The organism is Curtobacterium sp. AC268 (assembly GCF_979258745.1).
In genome coordinates this window covers 304,327-320,184 of the sequence record NZ_OZ409878.1, presented here as the reverse complement: position 1 = coordinate 320,184, position 15,858 = coordinate 304,327, and the positions used below count along the sequence as shown (strand labels likewise).

Annotated in this window: 11 protein-coding genes; 4 read left to right on the top strand and 7 right to left on the bottom strand. The window is 70.5% G+C overall.

Features of this window, described 5'->3' with window-relative positions; translation table 11 throughout:
• Positions 1 to 21: 21 nt before the first annotated feature.
• Positions 22 to 1,188 (bottom strand): alkaline phosphatase family protein, encoded by a 1,167-nt coding sequence (locus ACZZ9K_RS01520; protein WP_463443169.1) that lies wholly within the window; start codon positions 1,186 to 1,188, stop codon positions 22 to 24.
• A 43-nt stretch (positions 1,189 to 1,231) separates the two neighbouring features.
• On the opposite strand from ACZZ9K_RS01520, the gene ACZZ9K_RS01515 reads away from it, so the two are divergent.
• A complete protein-coding gene (locus ACZZ9K_RS01515) occupies positions 1,232 to 3,718 on the top strand; it encodes a DNA gyrase/topoisomerase IV subunit A (RefSeq protein ID WP_138803236.1) in 2,487 nt (828 codons plus the stop codon).
• A 288-nt stretch (positions 3,719 to 4,006) separates the two neighbouring features.
• On the opposite strand, the gene ACZZ9K_RS01510 is transcribed toward ACZZ9K_RS01515, so the two are convergent.
• On the bottom strand, positions 4,007 to 6,133 hold the full coding sequence (locus ACZZ9K_RS01510; protein WP_071244557.1) for a DNA gyrase/topoisomerase IV subunit B: 2,127 nt from the start codon (positions 6,131 to 6,133) through the stop codon (positions 4,007 to 4,009).
• A gap of 167 nt (positions 6,134 to 6,300) precedes the next feature.
• Here ACZZ9K_RS01510 and ACZZ9K_RS01505 point away from each other — a divergent pair, with 167 nt between their 5' ends.
• The gene (locus tag ACZZ9K_RS01505; protein ID WP_017886093.1) at positions 6,301 to 6,525 is read left to right on the top strand and encodes a DUF7455 domain-containing protein; all 225 of its coding nucleotides are present in this window, start codon (positions 6,301 to 6,303) and stop codon (positions 6,523 to 6,525) included.
• A 337-nt stretch (positions 6,526 to 6,862) separates the two neighbouring features.
• Here the strand turns inward: ACZZ9K_RS01505 and ACZZ9K_RS01500 are convergent, their stop codons facing one another.
• The 5 genes from ACZZ9K_RS01500 to ACZZ9K_RS01480 all read right to left on the bottom strand — a co-directional run bounded on the left by ACZZ9K_RS01500 (position 6,863) and on the right by ACZZ9K_RS01480 (position 12,757).
• Positions 6,863 to 7,636, bottom strand: a complete 774-nt coding sequence (locus ACZZ9K_RS01500; protein WP_463443168.1) for a type 1 glutamine amidotransferase — start codon at positions 7,634 to 7,636, stop codon at positions 6,863 to 6,865.
• A complete protein-coding gene (locus ACZZ9K_RS01495) occupies positions 7,633 to 8,892 on the bottom strand; it encodes a MurT ligase domain-containing protein (RefSeq protein WP_463443167.1) in 1,260 nt (419 codons plus the stop codon). Before ACZZ9K_RS01495 ends, ACZZ9K_RS01500 begins: the two co-directional genes overlap by 4 nt.
• 6 nt (positions 8,893 to 8,898) lie before the next feature.
• The gene (locus ACZZ9K_RS01490) at positions 8,899 to 10,158 is read right to left on the bottom strand and encodes an RNA polymerase sigma factor (protein WP_138803232.1); all 1,260 of its coding nucleotides are present in this window, start codon (positions 10,156 to 10,158) and stop codon (positions 8,899 to 8,901) included.
• A gap of 193 nt (positions 10,159 to 10,351) precedes the next feature.
• Positions 10,352 to 11,671, bottom strand: coding sequence for an MFS transporter (locus tag ACZZ9K_RS01485; protein WP_111057239.1), 1,320 nt, complete (start codon positions 11,669 to 11,671; stop codon positions 10,352 to 10,354).
• Between the two features lie 156 nt (positions 11,672 to 11,827).
• Entirely contained in the window at positions 11,828 to 12,757 is a 930-nt protein-coding gene (locus ACZZ9K_RS01480) for a proteasome assembly chaperone family protein (RefSeq protein WP_027465460.1), read from the bottom strand.
• A 69-nt stretch (positions 12,758 to 12,826) separates the two neighbouring features.
• On the opposite strand from ACZZ9K_RS01480, the gene ACZZ9K_RS01475 reads away from it, so the two are divergent.
• Both ACZZ9K_RS01475 and lpdA read left to right on the top strand, forming a co-directional pair.
• A complete protein-coding gene (locus tag ACZZ9K_RS01475; RefSeq protein WP_463443166.1) occupies positions 12,827 to 14,323 on the top strand; it encodes a leucyl aminopeptidase in 1,497 nt (498 codons plus the stop codon).
• Between the two features lie 156 nt (positions 14,324 to 14,479).
• Complete coding sequence (lpdA, locus tag ACZZ9K_RS01470; protein ID WP_463443165.1) at positions 14,480 to 15,853, top strand: dihydrolipoyl dehydrogenase; 1,374 nt, start codon at positions 14,480 to 14,482, stop codon at positions 15,851 to 15,853.
• The last annotated feature ends 5 nt before the right edge of the window (positions 15,854 to 15,858 follow it).

Genomic DNA, 15,858 nt, shown 5'->3' with positions numbered 1-15,858 from the left:
CCGACCGTCGGCGCCGACGTCCTAGTGGGCGAACGCGCCGGCGAGCCGGAGCGGCACGATCGTCTCCTCGTCGGTCATGGCACCGTGCTGGCCGATCATGCGCTTCGGTGTCTCGTCCTCGCGCAGGGCACGGTCGTCGTTGAACGCCCACGAGCCGCGCGCCACGACGAGCACGTCACCGATGCGCGGCACCACCTGGTCGGACACGTGCCCGAACCACCCGGCCTCGATCGCCTCGGCACGGCTGGCGACGTACGCCTTCTTGCCGTAGCGGGCCCGGAACGCGCCGACGAGGGCGCGGACGTCGGTGCCCGGTGCGACGGTGAGCTGGCGGCAGCGCGGGTCACCCGCGACGCCGACCACGTCGGTGAGCAGCAGCGGGTCGATGGCGATGTTCGCGTGGTCCGGCACGTCGAGCACGCCGTGGTCCGCCGTCACCAGGACCCCCACGTCGTCGGCGCTGCGGGCGTCGAGCCGGGCGAGTTCGCCGTCGAGCAGCTCGAGGGCGGCCGTCCACCGGTCGGACTGCCAGCCGTACTTGTGCCCGATCGAGTCGAGCTCCGGCACGTACAGGTAGACGAGCGAGCGGCCGCTGGTGGTCTCGGCCAGTGCGGCGTCGACGCGCTGGGCAACGGTGTCCGCCGACACGTACCGGGCTCCGCCGAGCACGTTCGCGGTCATCCCGGACGAGCGGTAGCGGTCCGGCCCGACGACGACGGGGTCGAGTCCGAGCTCCGCGGCCCGGGTGAACAGGGTCCGGGTCAGGAACCAGTCCGCGGGCACCTCGGTGTCCCAGCCGCCCAGCAGGTTCATCACGGCACCGGTGTCCGGGTTCCAGCCGCTGTAGCCGACGACGCCGTGGGTGCCGGGCGAGCGGCCGGTGGTCAGGGTGCTCAGGGCGGCCGCGGTCGTCGTCGGGAACCCGGTCCGCAGCTTCTTCGCGGTGCCGGTGCCCTTCGCGCCGGTCAACCAGCGGGCGTGCCCGGCGCGCGCCGCCAGCGCGGCGGAACCGAGGCCGTCGACCAGCACGACGATCGCCGAGCGGGCGGGGCGGAGGGTGATCCGGGCCTCCAGGCCGTCGTTCCGCAACCACGCGTCGTCCGCAGCGCCGAGCGCCACGAGGCAACTCGGGAAGACGTCGGCGAGGTTCGCGACGGCGTCGGGGGCCGTCGGTACGCTTGTTCCCATCCCACGAGTCTTCCAGACGACTCCGGTTCTCCAGAAAGGTGCCATGGCACGCACGGACGTAGTCGGCCTGCCCGACGGTGAGCGCATCGAGGACGTCGACGTTTCCGAGGAGATGCAGGGCTCCTTCCTCGAGTACGCGTACTCCGTCATCTACTCGCGGGCGCTGCCCGACGCCCGCGACGGCCTGAAGCCGGTGCAGCGTCGCATCCTGTACCAGATGGCCGAGATGGGCCTGCGACCCGACCGCGGACACGTCAAGAGCGCCCGCGTCACGGGCGAGGTGATGGGCAAGCTGCACCCGCACGGTGACGGCGCGATCTACGACGCGCTGGTCCGCATGGCCCAGCCGTTCACGATGCGCGTGCCGCTCGTCGACGGCCACGGCAACTTCGGCTCCCTCGACGACGGCCCCGCTGCCGCCCGGTACACCGAGGCGCGGCTCGCCGAACCGTCGATGGCGATGACCGAGGGCCTGGGCGAGGACGTCGTCGACTTCGTCCCGAACTACGACAACCAGATCATGCAGCCGGGCGTGCTCCCGGCGGCGTTCCCGAACCTGCTCGTCAACGGCGCCTCCGGCATCGCGGTCGGCATGGCGACGAACATGGCGCCGCACAACCTCGGCGAGGTGGTCGAGGCGGCGAAGCACCTGCTCATGAACCCCCAGGCCACCCTCGAAGAACTCATGGAGTTCGTGCCCGGCCCCGACCTGCCGTCCGGCGGCACGATCGTCGGGCTCTCCGGTGTCCGCGACGCCTACGCGACCGGCCGTGGTTCGTTCCGCACCCGCGCGAAGGTGAGCGTCGAGAACCTCACCCCGCGCAAGGTCGGGCTCGTCGTCACCGAGCTGCCCTACCTGGTCGGCCCCGAGCGTGTGATCGAGAAGATCAAGGACGGCGTCCAGTCCAAGAAGCTCGTCGGCATCTCCGACGTCAACGACCTGACGGACCGCAACCACGGGCTCCGGCTCGTCATCGGCATCAAGAGCGGCTTCAACCCCACCGCCGTGCTCGAGCAGCTCTACAAGCACACCCCGCTCGAGGACGGCTTCGGCATCAACAACGTCGCGCTGGTCGGCGGATCACCGCGCACCCTCGGGCTCCGCGAGCTGCTCGACGTCTACGTGCAGCACCGGCTCGACGTCGTCACCCGCCGGTCGCAGTACCGGCTGGCACGACGCAAGGAACGGCTGCACCTGGTCGAGGGCCTGCTCATCGCGATCCTCGACATCGACGAGGTCATCCAGGTCATCCGCACCTCCGACGACTCCGAGGCGGCCCGAAACCGCCTGCGCGACGTCTTCGACCTGTCCGAGGTGCAGGCCGAGTACATCCTCGAGCTGCGCCTGCGCCGCCTGACGAAGTTCTCGCGGATGGAGCTCGAGGCCGAGCGCGACCAGCTACTCGCCGACATCGCCGCCCTCGAAGAACTGCTGGCATCCGACGAACGACTCCGCGCGCAGGTCGCCCTCGAGCTGACCGAGGTGTCCGACCGGTTCGCCACCCCGCGCCGCACGCTGCTCACCGAGGCCGACGCTCCGGTGAAGGGCGGTCGGAAGGCCGCGGTCGACCCGGAGTCCCTGCAGATCGCCGACTCCCCCTGCCGCGTGCTGCTGTCGACCACCGGACGGCTCATCCGCGTCGACATCCCGACGTCGGAGCTCGGCATCGTCCGCGTGCCGAAGCGCTCGAAGCACGACGCCGTCCGCTCCGCCGTGGTGAGCACGGTGCGGGGGCAGATCGGCGCGATCACCTCGACCGGGCGGGTCCTCCGGCTCTCCCCCGTCGACGTCCCCGCCGTGCCGCCCGCCGCGGTCCGACTCGACGCCGGCGTCCGGGTCACCGACTTCCTGGCGCTCACCAAGGGCGAGACCGTCGTGGCGATCGTCGACCTGTCCGGCGCGTCGTCGGACTCGCTGGCGATCGGCACCGCACACGGCGTGGTGAAGCGCGTCGTCGCGGGTGCATGGCCCGACAAGCCCGAGTTCGTCGCGATCGGCCTGAAGCCCGGCGACCACGTGGTCGGTGCCGCGCAGGCGCCCGAGTCCGACGACCTGGTGTTCATCAGCTCGAACGCGCAACTGCTGCGGTTCCCGGCGTCCGTCGTCCGCGCGCAGGGGCTGCCCGCCGGTGGTGTGGCCGGCATGGCCCTCGCCGACGGCGCCTCGGTGATCTGGTTCGGCTCGGTCGCACGCTCCGACGATGCCGTGGTCGCCACGGTGTCCACCACCTCCACCGCGCTGCCCGGCACCGACGCCGGTCGCGCCAAGGTCTCCGCGCTGTCGGAGTTCCCGGCGAAGGGCCGTGCCACCCAGGGTGTCCGGGCGCACGCGTTCCTGAAGGGCGAGGACGGGCTCACGGTGGGCTGGGCGGGCATCGCGCCGCCGCACGCCGTCGGCACGGACGGCGCCGCGCGGACCCTGCCCGACTGGCTGTCGAAGCGCGACGGTTCCGGCGCCCCGCTCGAGGCGGTCATCGGCTCGATCGGTGGCAGCGCAGCGACGCTCGACGGCACCGCCGGCGAGGCCTAGGCGCGCGCTGGCGTCCGGTTCCGGTGTCGCTGACACGGCGCCGTTTCGCGCTGAGCGACACCTCACGCTCTTCGGGCCCCGTGAGGTGTCGCCCAGCGCGTGAGAACGCAGGGCGCACGGTCCGGAGGCGCGGGGCGGTGCCGCCACGGGCCTCCCGTCCGCCGTCACCGTGTCGCGGACGCGGCGCGGTTTCGCGCTGAGTGACAGCTCACGGGCCGCGGGCCGCGTGAGGTGTCGCCCAGCGCGTGAGCACGCCAGGCCGCGGCGCGGCCCGGGCGTGAAGGCGAGCTACGCGTCGATGCGGTCGCGGTCCAGGCCCTCGCCGGCCAGGATGAACTCCTTGCGCGGCGCCACGTCGTTGCCCATGAGCAGCTCGAACACCTTCGCGGCACCCTCGGCATGGGTCACGTTCACCCGACGCAGGGTGCGGTGCGCGCGGTCCATCGTGGTCTCCGCGAGCTGGTCGGCGTCCATCTCGCCGAGGCCCTTGTACCGCTGGATCGGCTCCTGGTACTTCTTGCCCGTCTTCTCGAGCTTCTTCAGCACGGTCTGTAGCTCCTGTTCGGAGTACGTGTACAGCGTGTCGTTCGGCTTGCCGCGGTTCACCACGACGACCCGGTGCAGCGGCGGCACGGCGGCGAAGACCCGGCCCTGCTCGATCATCGGCCGCATGTACCGGAAGAACAGCGTCAGCAGCAGCGTGCGGATGTGGGCGCCGTCGACGTCGGCGTCCGACATGATGATGATCTTGCCGTAGCGCGCCTGGTCGATGTCGAACGTACGGCCCGAACCGGCGCCGATGACCTGGATGATCGACGCGCACTCGACGTTCGAGAGCATGTCCGACACGGACGCCTTCTGCACGTTGAGGATCTTGCCGCGGATCGGCAGCAGCGCCTGGTACTCGCTGTTGCGGGCGAGCTTCGCGGTGCCCAGCGCCGAGTCGCCCTCGACGATGAAGAGCTCCGTGCCCTCGGTCTCCTGCGAGCGGCAGTCGGCGAGCTTCGTCGGCAGCGAGGAGTTCTCGAGCGCGTTCTTGCGGCGCTGCGTCTCCTTGTGCGCCCGCGCCGAGATGCGGGTCTTCATCTCGGACACGACCTTCTCGAGCAGGGCCGCCGACTGTGCCTTCTCGGTGCGCTGCGTCGAGGTGAGGATCTCGGTGATGCGCTTCGACACGACCTGGTCGACGATCTTCCGGACCGCCGGGGTGCCGAGGATCTCCTTCGTCTGCCCCTCGAACTGCGGCTCGGGCAAACGCACGGTCAGCACGGCGGTCATGCCGGCGAGGACGTCGTCCTTGTCGAGCTTGTCCTGCCCGACCTTGAGCTTGCGCGCGTTCGCCTCGACCTGGGCACGGACGGCCTTGACGACGCCCGACTCGAACCCGGCCTGGTGGGTGCCGCCCTTCGGCGTCGCGATGATGTTGACGAAGCTGCGGAACACGGTCTCATAGCCACTGCCCCAGCGGAGCGCCAGGTCGACCTCGCACTCGCGCTCGACCGAGGTGGAGACCATGTGGCCCTTGTCGTCGAGCATCGGCACGGTCTCGGTGAAGGTGCCGGTCCCCTGCACGCGCCAGACGTCGGTGAGGGGGCTGTCGACGGCGAGGTGCTCGACGAACTCGCCGATCCCGCCCTCGTACCGGAAGCGCTCGACCACCGGCCCGGCGGCCACGGTGGTGCCCGTCGCCTCGGCCCGGGCGGCAGCGGCGTCGATCGACGCCGCGCGCTCATCGGTGATGGTGATGCCGAGCCCGGGCACGAGGAACGCGGTCTGCCGTGCACGGGTGACCAGGTCGTCGGTGCTGAACCGAGCGTCGGCGGTGAAGATCTGACGGTCCGCCCAGTAGCGGATCCGGGAGCCGGTGACGCCCTTCTTGACCTTGCCCACCACACGCAGCTCGCTGCCCGAGGTGAAGGGCGCGAAGGGGGCGTCCGGGCCGATGCCCTTGCTGTCGTCGAAGATGCCCGGCTCGCCGCGGTGGAACGACATGGCGTAGGTCTTGCCGCCCCGGTCGACCTCGACGTCGAGGCGCTCCGACAGCGCGTTCACCACCGAGGCGCCGACACCGTGCAGGCCACCCGAGGCCGCGTACGACCCCGAGCCGAACTTGCCGCCGGCGTGCAGCTTGGTGAACACGACCTCGACCCCGGTCAGGCCGGTCTTCGGTTCGACGTCGACGGGGATGCCCCGGGCGGTGTCCCGGACCTCGACCGAGCCGTCGGCGTGCAGCACGACGCCGATCTCGTCACCATGCCCCGCGAGGGCTTCGTCGACCGAGTTGTCGATGATCTCCCACAGGCAGTGCATGAGGCCCCGGGAGTCCGTCGAGCCGATGTACATGCCCGGACGCTTCCGGACCGCCTCGAGCCCTTCGAGGACGGAGAGATGGCGTGCGGAGTAGTCGGAGCTCACCGTCGGAGTTTACCGAGCGGCACCGACAGCACCGTGTGGACACTCGCACTGGGGCCAAGCGATCCGCGCTGAGCGAAACAGGGCCCGACAATGCGTCGCTCTCAGGCATCACGTGTTGAAATGGTGCAACCACCCGGCACCACCTGCGATCCGTGAGGAGCACAGCAATGACCCAGACCGTGCAGGACCCCTCCATCGACGAAGTCAGCAACCACCAGCTGACCGCCGCCGACCGTTGCGACAGCTGCGGGGCGCAGGCCTACATCCGAGCCACCATGTCGAGCGGCGAGCTCTACTTCTGCGCCCACCACGGCGCCGAGTTCAAGGACAAGCTCGCGGCGACCGCCATCGAGTGGCACGACGAGAGCAGCCGACTCTACGAGTCGAAGTAGTCGCGACCGACACACGGACAGGAGGCGCGGTGCCAGCTGGCACCGCGCCTCCTGTCTGTCTGCAGCCCGGTTCAGAACGAGCGGTTGAGCATCCAAGCGACGCCGCGGTAGCTGTTCGGCCCCCACACTCCGTCGATCGGCCCGCTGTAACGGCCATGAGCAGCCGCCCAGTGCTGGAGCGCTGCGACCGTGTCTGGACTCTCCCAGTTGGGGATGCCGTTCCCGGAGAAGTGGCCGTGTCAGATGTTGAATCCGAGAGGACGCTCTTGGCGACTGTCGCCATCGCGGACACGACGAAGGCCGGGCCCCGTCGGGACCCGGCCTTCTGCTTCGTTCGTCAGGCGATGCGCTTGAACGCCTTGTCGACGTAGCGGTCGACCGTGGCGCGCGCTTCACGTGCGTAGCGGTCGATCGTCGCCGTCTGCTCCGCGTCCGGCGCGTACTCGCGGCCCAGCCGTGCGGTGGCCGCGGCGAGGACACCGTCGGTCAGCTGCGGGTTGAGCGGCAGGATCGGCCCCTGCGTGTGCGTGCCGAAGGAGTTGCCGACGATCGCACCCTCGACCGGGGCTCCCGCCTGGTTGCCACCACCGGACACGACGTCGGCGAACGGGCTGACCCCGGCCGCGAGCTCGATCGTGGTGGCGTGGTCCTCGAAGCCGGCGAGACGCTTCGGTGCTCCGGGGAGCAGCGGGTACCGGGTCTCGAGGACGAAGTAGTTCACGCGGCGCTCGGCACCGCGGACGGCCCGGGCGTCGAACACCCCGAACCCGGCGACAGGCGCACCCTCGGTCGGCACGACCTCGTTCGTCGCGAGGTCGAACCCACCGCCGACGGCGACCACCGGCACACCGTCGGTCGCGAACGCACGGAGCGCACCGCCGATGCGTGTGACGTCGTCGCCCAGGGAACGCATCGCGCTGAGTGGTCCGTTGCCGATCACGACGACGTCCGCCGTGGTCGGGAGCTCGTCACCGGGCGCGTACTCGAGGACCTGTGTCTCGATGTCCGCGGCGGCCGCACGGCGGACCAGGGCCGCGACGTTGCCACGGTCGCCCGAGACGCCCATCTGCCGGGGGTAGACGTGCAGGATGGTCAGCCGGTCGGCCGTCATGCGGTCTTCTCCATGTCCGGGTGGCCGAGGGCCTTGCGGGCGATCATCATGATCTCGTAGTTGACGATGAAGTTCTTCGTCCCGCGGGTCGTCGAGCCGAGCTGCTCCATGTGCTTGATGGCTGCCTCGACGTCGGGCTCGACCCGGCCGATGCGGACACCGGCGTGCTCGAGCGCGATCGCGATCTGCCACGCCTTGTCACCGGAGACGACGTCCACGTGGTCGAGCTTCGAGAAGTCGATGTCGTAGATCCAGGAGATGTCGGGCGTGCCCTCGTCGATCGCCATGAGGACCTGCTCGGGCTGGTCCGGCAGGGCGTCGAGGTTGAGCTGCAGGCTCGCGGCGTTCTTGAACATCGTGAACTCGGCGGACTCGCCCGCGATGGGGAGTCGCTCGCCCCGGCCGTACGCGGGCTTCATCGTGCCGAAGGCCTTGGTCACGGCGTCAGCGTGGAACTGCGCACCGAGCGCCGCACTCGCCGTCGCGGTGGCCGCAGCGGCGTCGACCGCGTAGTGCAGACCGCGGGCGGGCAGGCGGACCGGGATCTCGGCGCCGTCGAAGCGGATCGTCGCGCCGTCACCCGTGTGGGCCACGACCTCGGCGTCGGCGGTGTGCTGGGCACGGTCACCGGCGTCGAACGAATCGGCGTTCTGCAGACCGTTCGGTGCCGCGGCGATGACCTCGTCGCTCGCACCGAACCGCAGGACGCGCTGCCCGGGGGTGCCGGAGTAGCCGTCGAGGAACTGGTCGTCGTGGTTCGTGATGACGTTCGCCGTCGACAGTGCGGCGGTGTCGAGCATCATCGTCGCCACGCGCTCGGTCTCGAAGAACCGGTACAGCTGGTCGACCTGCACGTTGAGCATCGTCACCGTCGAGGGCGACAGGATGCCGGCGAGCTCGACCGCGAAGGCCTCGTCGACCTCGAGGATGCCGATGTCGGCCTTGAGCCGGCCGGTCAGCGAGACCTCGGACAGCAGGGCCGACGCGATGCCCTGCGGCAGGTTCGCGCCGGACGGGTTCGTGAAGACCCGAAGCCCGTGCGCCCGGACGATGTCGGAGATCATGTGCGTCGTCGTCGACTTGCCGTTCGACCCGAGCACGAAGACGACGCCGTTCGGGAACTGCTTCGTCACGTGCTGCAGGAAGTCCGGCACGAGCTTCAGGACGATGTACCCGGGGTAGGCGGACCCGCCGCCCCTCGCACGGGCGAGGGCACGGAGGATCCGCCCGATCAGGATCGGGATGAAGAAGCGCATGCCGGGTTACTCGAGGTAGTCGCGCAGCGACTGCGACCGCGACGGGTGGCGGAGCTTCGCCATCGTCTTGGACTCGATCTGACGGATGCGCTCGCGCGTCACGCCGAACGTGTCACCGATCTGGTCGAGGGTCTTCGGCTGGCCGTCACCGAGGCCGAAGCGCATGCGGATGACGCCCGCCTCGCGCTCGGACAGGGAGTCGAGCAGGCTCTCGAGCTGCTTCTGCAGCATCGTGAAGCCCACCGCGTCGGCCGGCACGACCGCCTCGGTGTCCTCGATGAGGTCACCGAACTCCGAGTCGCCGTCCTCGCCCAGGGGCGTGTGCAGCGAGATCGGCTCGCGGCCGTACTTCTGGACCTCGACGACCTTCTCCGGGGTCATGTCGAGCTCGCGGGCGAGCTCTTCCGGGGTGGGTTCGCGACCGAGGTCCTGCAGCATCTGCCGCTGCACGCGGGCGAGCTTGTTGATGACCTCGACCATGTGCACCGGGATGCGGATGGTGCGGGCCTGGTCGGCCATGGCACGGGTGATGGCCTGACGGATCCACCACGTCGCGTAGGTCGAGAACTTGAAGCCCTTGGTGTAGTCGAACTTCTCGACCGCACGGATCAGGCCCAGGTTGCCCTCCTGGATGAGGTCCAGGAACTGCATGCCACGACCGGTGTAGCGCTTCGCGAGCGAGACGACCAGGCGGAGGTTCGCGCCGAGCAGGTGCGACTTCGCACGCTGACCGTCACGGGCGACCCAGCGCAGTTCGCGCTCGGCGGGCTTCGAGAGCCCGGTCGCGTGCTGCAGCTTGTCCTCGGCGAACAGGCCGGCCTCGATGCGCATCGCGAGCTCGACCTCCTGCTCGGCGTTGAGCAGGGCGACCTTGCCGATCTGCTTCAGGTAGTCCTTCACCGGGTCGGCGGTGGCACCCGTGATGGTCGTCGAGTAGACCGGCGCCTCGTCGTCGTCGGTCTGCGAGATGACGAGCGCACCGGCGGCGACCGCGGCAGCGGCGTCCGGCTTGGCCGTCTTGTCGTCGGTGTCGTCGGCCTCGTCGGCCGGCTCCTCGACGGGCTCGTCGGAGGCGATCGCCTCGTCGACGGCGTCGGTCTTCTTCGCCTTGGGCGCAGCCTTCTTGGCGGGCGCCTTCTTGGCGGGGGCCTTCGTGGCGCGCTTCTTCGGCGCTGCGGTGCCCTCGGTGTCCGTGGCGTCTTCTGCCACAGCGCCCTCGGGCTCGGTGTCCTTCGTGGGATCGATCGTCGTGCTCCGGGCAGCCATGCGATCACCTCTCTCGTCGTGCCACGTTCGTGGGGTCGTGGCCTCCCTCGCCGCCCAGGTCCCGCGCCGCAGTCCCCCGCGTCGTACGAGTCCTACCGTTCCGGGCAGCACTAGGACCCATGTCAAGTCCCCCGAGTTCACCGGCGCACCGAAGTGCTCCGACAGACAGGGGTCCCGAACGGGTCCGTGATCATTATTGCACGTGCCGCTTCCGCAGGCGTGCAACGAGTGCAACCCAGAGTGGCCCGACGCGTATTCCCTCTTCCGAGTGCAGCACGCGGCGGGTCCGACGGCGGGCGTGCAGGAGCATCCCGACGCCGAAACCGACCACGACGTACTGCACCGTGAGGGCGATCCGGAAGTTCTCCCAGGCGAACACCGTGGTACCGGTGGCCCGTGCCGCCGCGTCGAGGACGACGCCGATCAGGTACATCATCACGAAGGCCGCCAGGAACCCGCCGACGTTCACCACGCCGTTCGCCGAGCCGAGCGAGCCGACCGGGTTGAAGGTCCGGGCGAAGTCGAAGCCGATGAGCGAACCGGGCCCGCCGATCCCCATCGCGACGACGAGCAGCACGAGCAACCACGTCGGCGGGTGCCCGGGCCAGAGCAGGATCGCTGTCCAGAGCACCGCGAGCAGGACGACCACGCCGAGCACCAGGTTCGACCGGCGCATCGGGAACCGTGCGCAGAGCACACCGAGCACCGGGCCGGCGACGAACCCGACGACCACGATGATCGTGAGGAACCCCGCCGCCTCACCCGGGGAGTACCCGAGCCCCCGGAGCATCGGGACACCCCACAGCAGCGAGAACACCGTGCCCGACGACTGCGTGACGTAGTGCGACCAGAACCCGAGCTGCGTGCCCGGGCGGCGGAGCGCGTGCCCGAACGTGCTGAAGGCGGCACCCCACGAGTGCGGCAGCGGGATCGTGTCCGTCCGCACCGGCACGGGACCGTTCCGCACGAAGACCGCGGCGAGCACGAGACCGACGGCACTGGCCGCGGCCGCGACGCCGAACGCCGGGGTCCAGCCGACGGTGTGCAGGAGCACCGCGAACGGGAACGCCGACAGGATCTGGCCGATCTGCCCGAGGTTGCCGGTCCACTGCGAGATCTGCGGCAGGATCCGGCCGCTGAACCACATCGGCACCAGGCGGATCACCGAGATGAAGGTCATCGCGTCACCGGCGCCGACGAGCACCCGCCCCGCGATGGCCGGTCCGATCGACGGGGACACGGCGACGATCGCCTGTCCGACGACCAGCAGCGCGGCGCCGAGGAGCACCAGCCGGCGGGGGCCGACGCGGTCGAGGGCGATCCCCACCGGGATCTGCAGCCCCGCGTAGACGGCGATCTGCACGACGGCGAGGGTCGACAGGACGGCGGCGGAGACGGCGAACCGATCCTGCGCATCGACACCGGAGACCCCGAGCGAGGACCGCTGCACCACGGCGAGGACGTACGCGAGGACCGCGACGCCCCAGATCAGGAAGGCACGACGGGAGTTCACCGGACCAGGCTACCGACGCGTCCCCGCGTCGATACGCGACGAGCGTCGTCGAGGTGCGTCACGTCGTGCGGGCGACCGGAGGACGGCCTGGAGGCGCGGTGCGGGCCGCCACGGGCCTCCAGACCGTCCTGTCGGGACGTCCGGATCCCGCGACGGTCAGTCGGTCGCGTCGCCCTGGGTGCGCCGGTCGGCCAGGAAGCGCTCGAGCTCGGCCGCGATCGCGTCCGCGGTCGGCACCTCGCCGTCGACGCCGGTCAGCGGCGATGCAACGGGGTTGCCCTCCATGTACGTGTCGTGCCGCTCCTCGAGCACGGAGACCAGGCGCTGCAGCTCGGGGTTGCCGGCCACCTGCTCCTCGACGCGGGTCAGGAACTCGCGACCCGACTCGCGCAGGGCGTCGGTCGGGAAGATGAGCCCGGTCGCGGCGGCGATGCCGGACAGCGCCGCGACGGCGGCGTCGGGGAACTCGGTGTCGGACAGGTAGTGGGGCACGAGCAGCACGAGCCCCGTGACCTGTGCGCCCGTCTCGGCGAGGCGGTGCTCGACCAGGTGCAGGACGTTCGCCGGCGCCTGGGTCTCGGGCTTCCAGACGCTCATCTGCTCGACGAGGTCGGCCCGGGTGCCGGAGACGGTCAGGCTGATCGGACGGGTGTGCGGGACCGGCATCGGGATGGACTGCACCCACGTGGTGTCGGCCACCTGCAGGTCGGCGGCGAGCCCGGTGACGGCTCGGACGAAGCGGTTCCACTGGAAGTCCGGCTCGTAGCCCGACAGGAACAGGAACGGCTGGCCGATCTCGTCGCGCACCAGGTGCAGGGCCAGACGGGGCGGCTCGACGGCGCTGATGTGGTCGTGCTCGAAGGTGATGACCGGCCGACGGGCCCGCCAGTCGAGCAGCACGTCCGGGTCGAACTCGGCGACGAGTTCGGTGTCGAGGTCCTCGAGGATCGAGTTCGTCACCTGCGCGACGGCCGATCCGGCATCGGCGAAGCCGGTCAGCCCGGCGATCAGGTGCAACCCTGCTGGCACGGTCGGGGCGTCCGCGTCGAACGTGTAGAGCTCCTCGGGGTGGTTCACCGTCCCCATGCTAGGCGGGGCCTCCGACGTCCCCGGTGCGCGACGACCACGCCGACAGCGAACAGGCCCTCGGTAGGGTTGGAGCATGGTCCGACCGACGCTCTCCACCACCAGTTCACCCCCGAGACCACCACCGCCGACGTGCTCGTCGTCGGGGTCCACCCGGGCTCGTCCGGCGAGGCCGACAGCACGGCCGTGCTCGCTCCCACCGCCCTGGGCACGCTCGACGCCCTCGCCGGCCTCGACCTCGCCGCGATCGGGGTGACCGGCGCGAAGGACCAGCTCGTCCGCCTGCCCGCCACCGGCGTCGGTGCGAAGTCGGTCGCGCTGATCGGACTCGGCTCCGCCACGGGTGTCGCGGCGATCCGCGCAGCGGCCGGCAGCGCCGTGCGACAGCTCCCCCGCGTCGACTCGATCACGCTCGCCCTGCCCACCGACTCGGCCGAGCTCGTCGACGCCGCCCTCGAGGGCGCGGCGCTCGGCGCGTACGCCTTCACCCGGCACAAGGGCACCGGCACCAAGGCCCCGGCCCGCGGTGACCAGCGCATCGAGGTCGTCGCGCCCGCCGACGTCGCAGCCGACGCCGCCGTGCGCCCCGCGATCGTCGCCGACGCCGCGTCGCTCGTGCGCGACCTCGTGAATACCGCCGCGGGCGACCTCGGGCCGCAGGACGTCGCCGACGTCGCGACCGGGTTCGCCTCGGACCTGCCGCTCACCGTCGAGGTCCTCGACGAGCAGGCGCTCGAGGAGCAGGGCTTCGGCGGCATCCTCGGCGTCGGCCGCGGTTCGGCGCGTCCCCCGCGCCTGGTCGTCGTCCGGTACGCGCCGGAGTCCGCCACGAAGCACCTCGCCCTCGTGGGCAAGGGCATCACCTTCGACTCGGGCGGCCTCTCGCTCAAGCCCGCGGCGTCGATGCTCGGCATGAAGACCGACATGACCGGTGCCGCCACGGTGCTCGCCGCGACCGTCGCCGCCGCCCGCCTGGGGCTGAACGTGCGCGTGACCGCGTGGCTCGCCCTCGCCGAGAACATGCCCTCCGGCACCGCGACCCGCCCGGGCGACGTCCTGACGCTGAAGAACGGCACCACGGTCGAGGTCACGAACACCGACGCCGAGGGCCGCCTGGTGCTCGGCGACGGGATGGCCGCCGCGTCGCTCGAGGAGCCCGACGCGCTCGTCGACGTCGCCACGCTGACCGGCGCCCAGGTCGTCGCGCTGGGCGACCGCACCACCGGCCTGATGGGCAGCGACGACCTCGTCGCGAAGGTCCGTGCCGTCGCCGAGGGCGTCTCGGAGCCGATCTGGCCGATGCCGCTGCCCGAGGAGCTCGAGGCCCGGCTGTCCAGCGACGTCGCCGACATCGTCAACGCCACGGTCGGCAACCCGGCCGGCGGCATGCTGCTCGCGGGCAAGTTCCTCGAGCGCTTCGCCGGCGAGGGTGTCCCTTGGGCGCACCTCGACATCGCTGGTCCGTCGGAGAACAAGGGCGGCGGGTACGCCTGGTTGGGCAAGGGTGCGACGGGCGTGATGGTCCGGACGCTCATCGCTCTCGCAGAAGACCTCCAGTCCGAGTAGTAGGTTTGGTACCGGTGGGAACGGCGCACCGACGCGCCTCCCACCGGTACTGCACGGGACGGGACCGGAACCACGCGGTCCGACCGTCGGACGCCGCCCTCCGCGGTGTCCACGTAGGGCCCGATCGGCCCGACACGCACGAGGGAGTTGCACCAGGTGACGGAACAGACTTACGACGTCGTTGTCCTCGGTGGCGGGAGTGGTGGGTACGCCGCTGCGCTCCGGGCCGCCGAACTCGGCATGAGCGTCGCGCTCATCGAGGGCGACAAGCTCGGAGGGACGTGCCTGCACCGCGGCTGCATCCCGACCAAGGCGCTGCTGCACGCCGCCGAGATCGCCGACGGCACGCGTGACGCCGAGAAGTACGGCGTGATCGCGGAGTTCGCCGGTGTCGACGTGCCCAAGGTGATCGACTACCAGCAGGGCGTCATCAACTCCAAGTACAAGGGCCTGCAGGGCCTGATCAAGGCCCGCGGCATCACCGTGGTCGAGGGCTGGGGTCGGCTGACCTCGCAGAACACCGTGCAGGTCGGCGACCAGACCGTCACCGGCAAGAACATCGTGCTCGCGACCGGCTCCTACTCGAAGTCCCTTCCAGGGCTCGAGATCGGCGGTCGCGTGATCACCTCCGAGACCGCGCTCCGCATGGACTACGTCCCGAACAAGGTCGTCATCCTGGGCGGCGGCGTCATCGGCGTCGAGTTCGCCAGCGTCTGGAAGTCCTTCGGCGCCGAGGTCACCATCGTCGAAGGACTGCCGCACCTGGTCCCCGCCGAGGACGAGTCGATGTCGAAGCAGCTCGAGCGTGCGTTCCGCAAGCGCGGCATCGAGTTCTCGCTCGGTGTCCGGTTCCAGGGCGTCGAGCAGCACGAGAACGGCGTCGTCGTCACGCTGGAGGACGGCAAGACCTTCGACGGTGACGTCCTGCTCGTCGCCGTCGGCCGTGGCCCCGTCACGCAGAACGTCGGCTACGACGAGGTCGGCGTGGCGATGGACCGCGGGTTCGTCACCACGAACGAGCGTCTCGCCACGACCATCCCGAACGTCTACGCCGTCGGCGACATCGTCCCCGGCCTCCAGCTCGCGCACCGCGGCTTCCAGCAGGGCATCTTCGTCGCCGAGGAGATCGCCGGCCTCAACCCGGTGGTCATCGAGGACAAGAACATCCCGAAGATCACCTACTCCGACCCCGAGGTCGCGTCGGTCGGGCTCTCGCAGGCCAAGGCCGAAGAGCAGTACGGCGCCGACAAGGTCGACTCGTACGAGTACAACCTGGCCGGCAACGGCAAGAGCCACATCATCGGGACCTCCGGCTCCGTCAAGGTCGTGCGCGTCGTGGACGGCCCCGTCGTCGGGGTCAGCATGATCGGTGCCCGCGTCGGCGAGCTCATCGGCGAAGCCCAGCTCGCCGTGAACTGGGAGGCCTACCCGGAGGACATCGCTCCCCTGGTGCACGGTCACCCGACCCAGAACGAAGCCCTCGGCGAGGCGTTCCTGCACCTCGCGGGCAAGCCGCTGCACGCGCTGTGACCGGC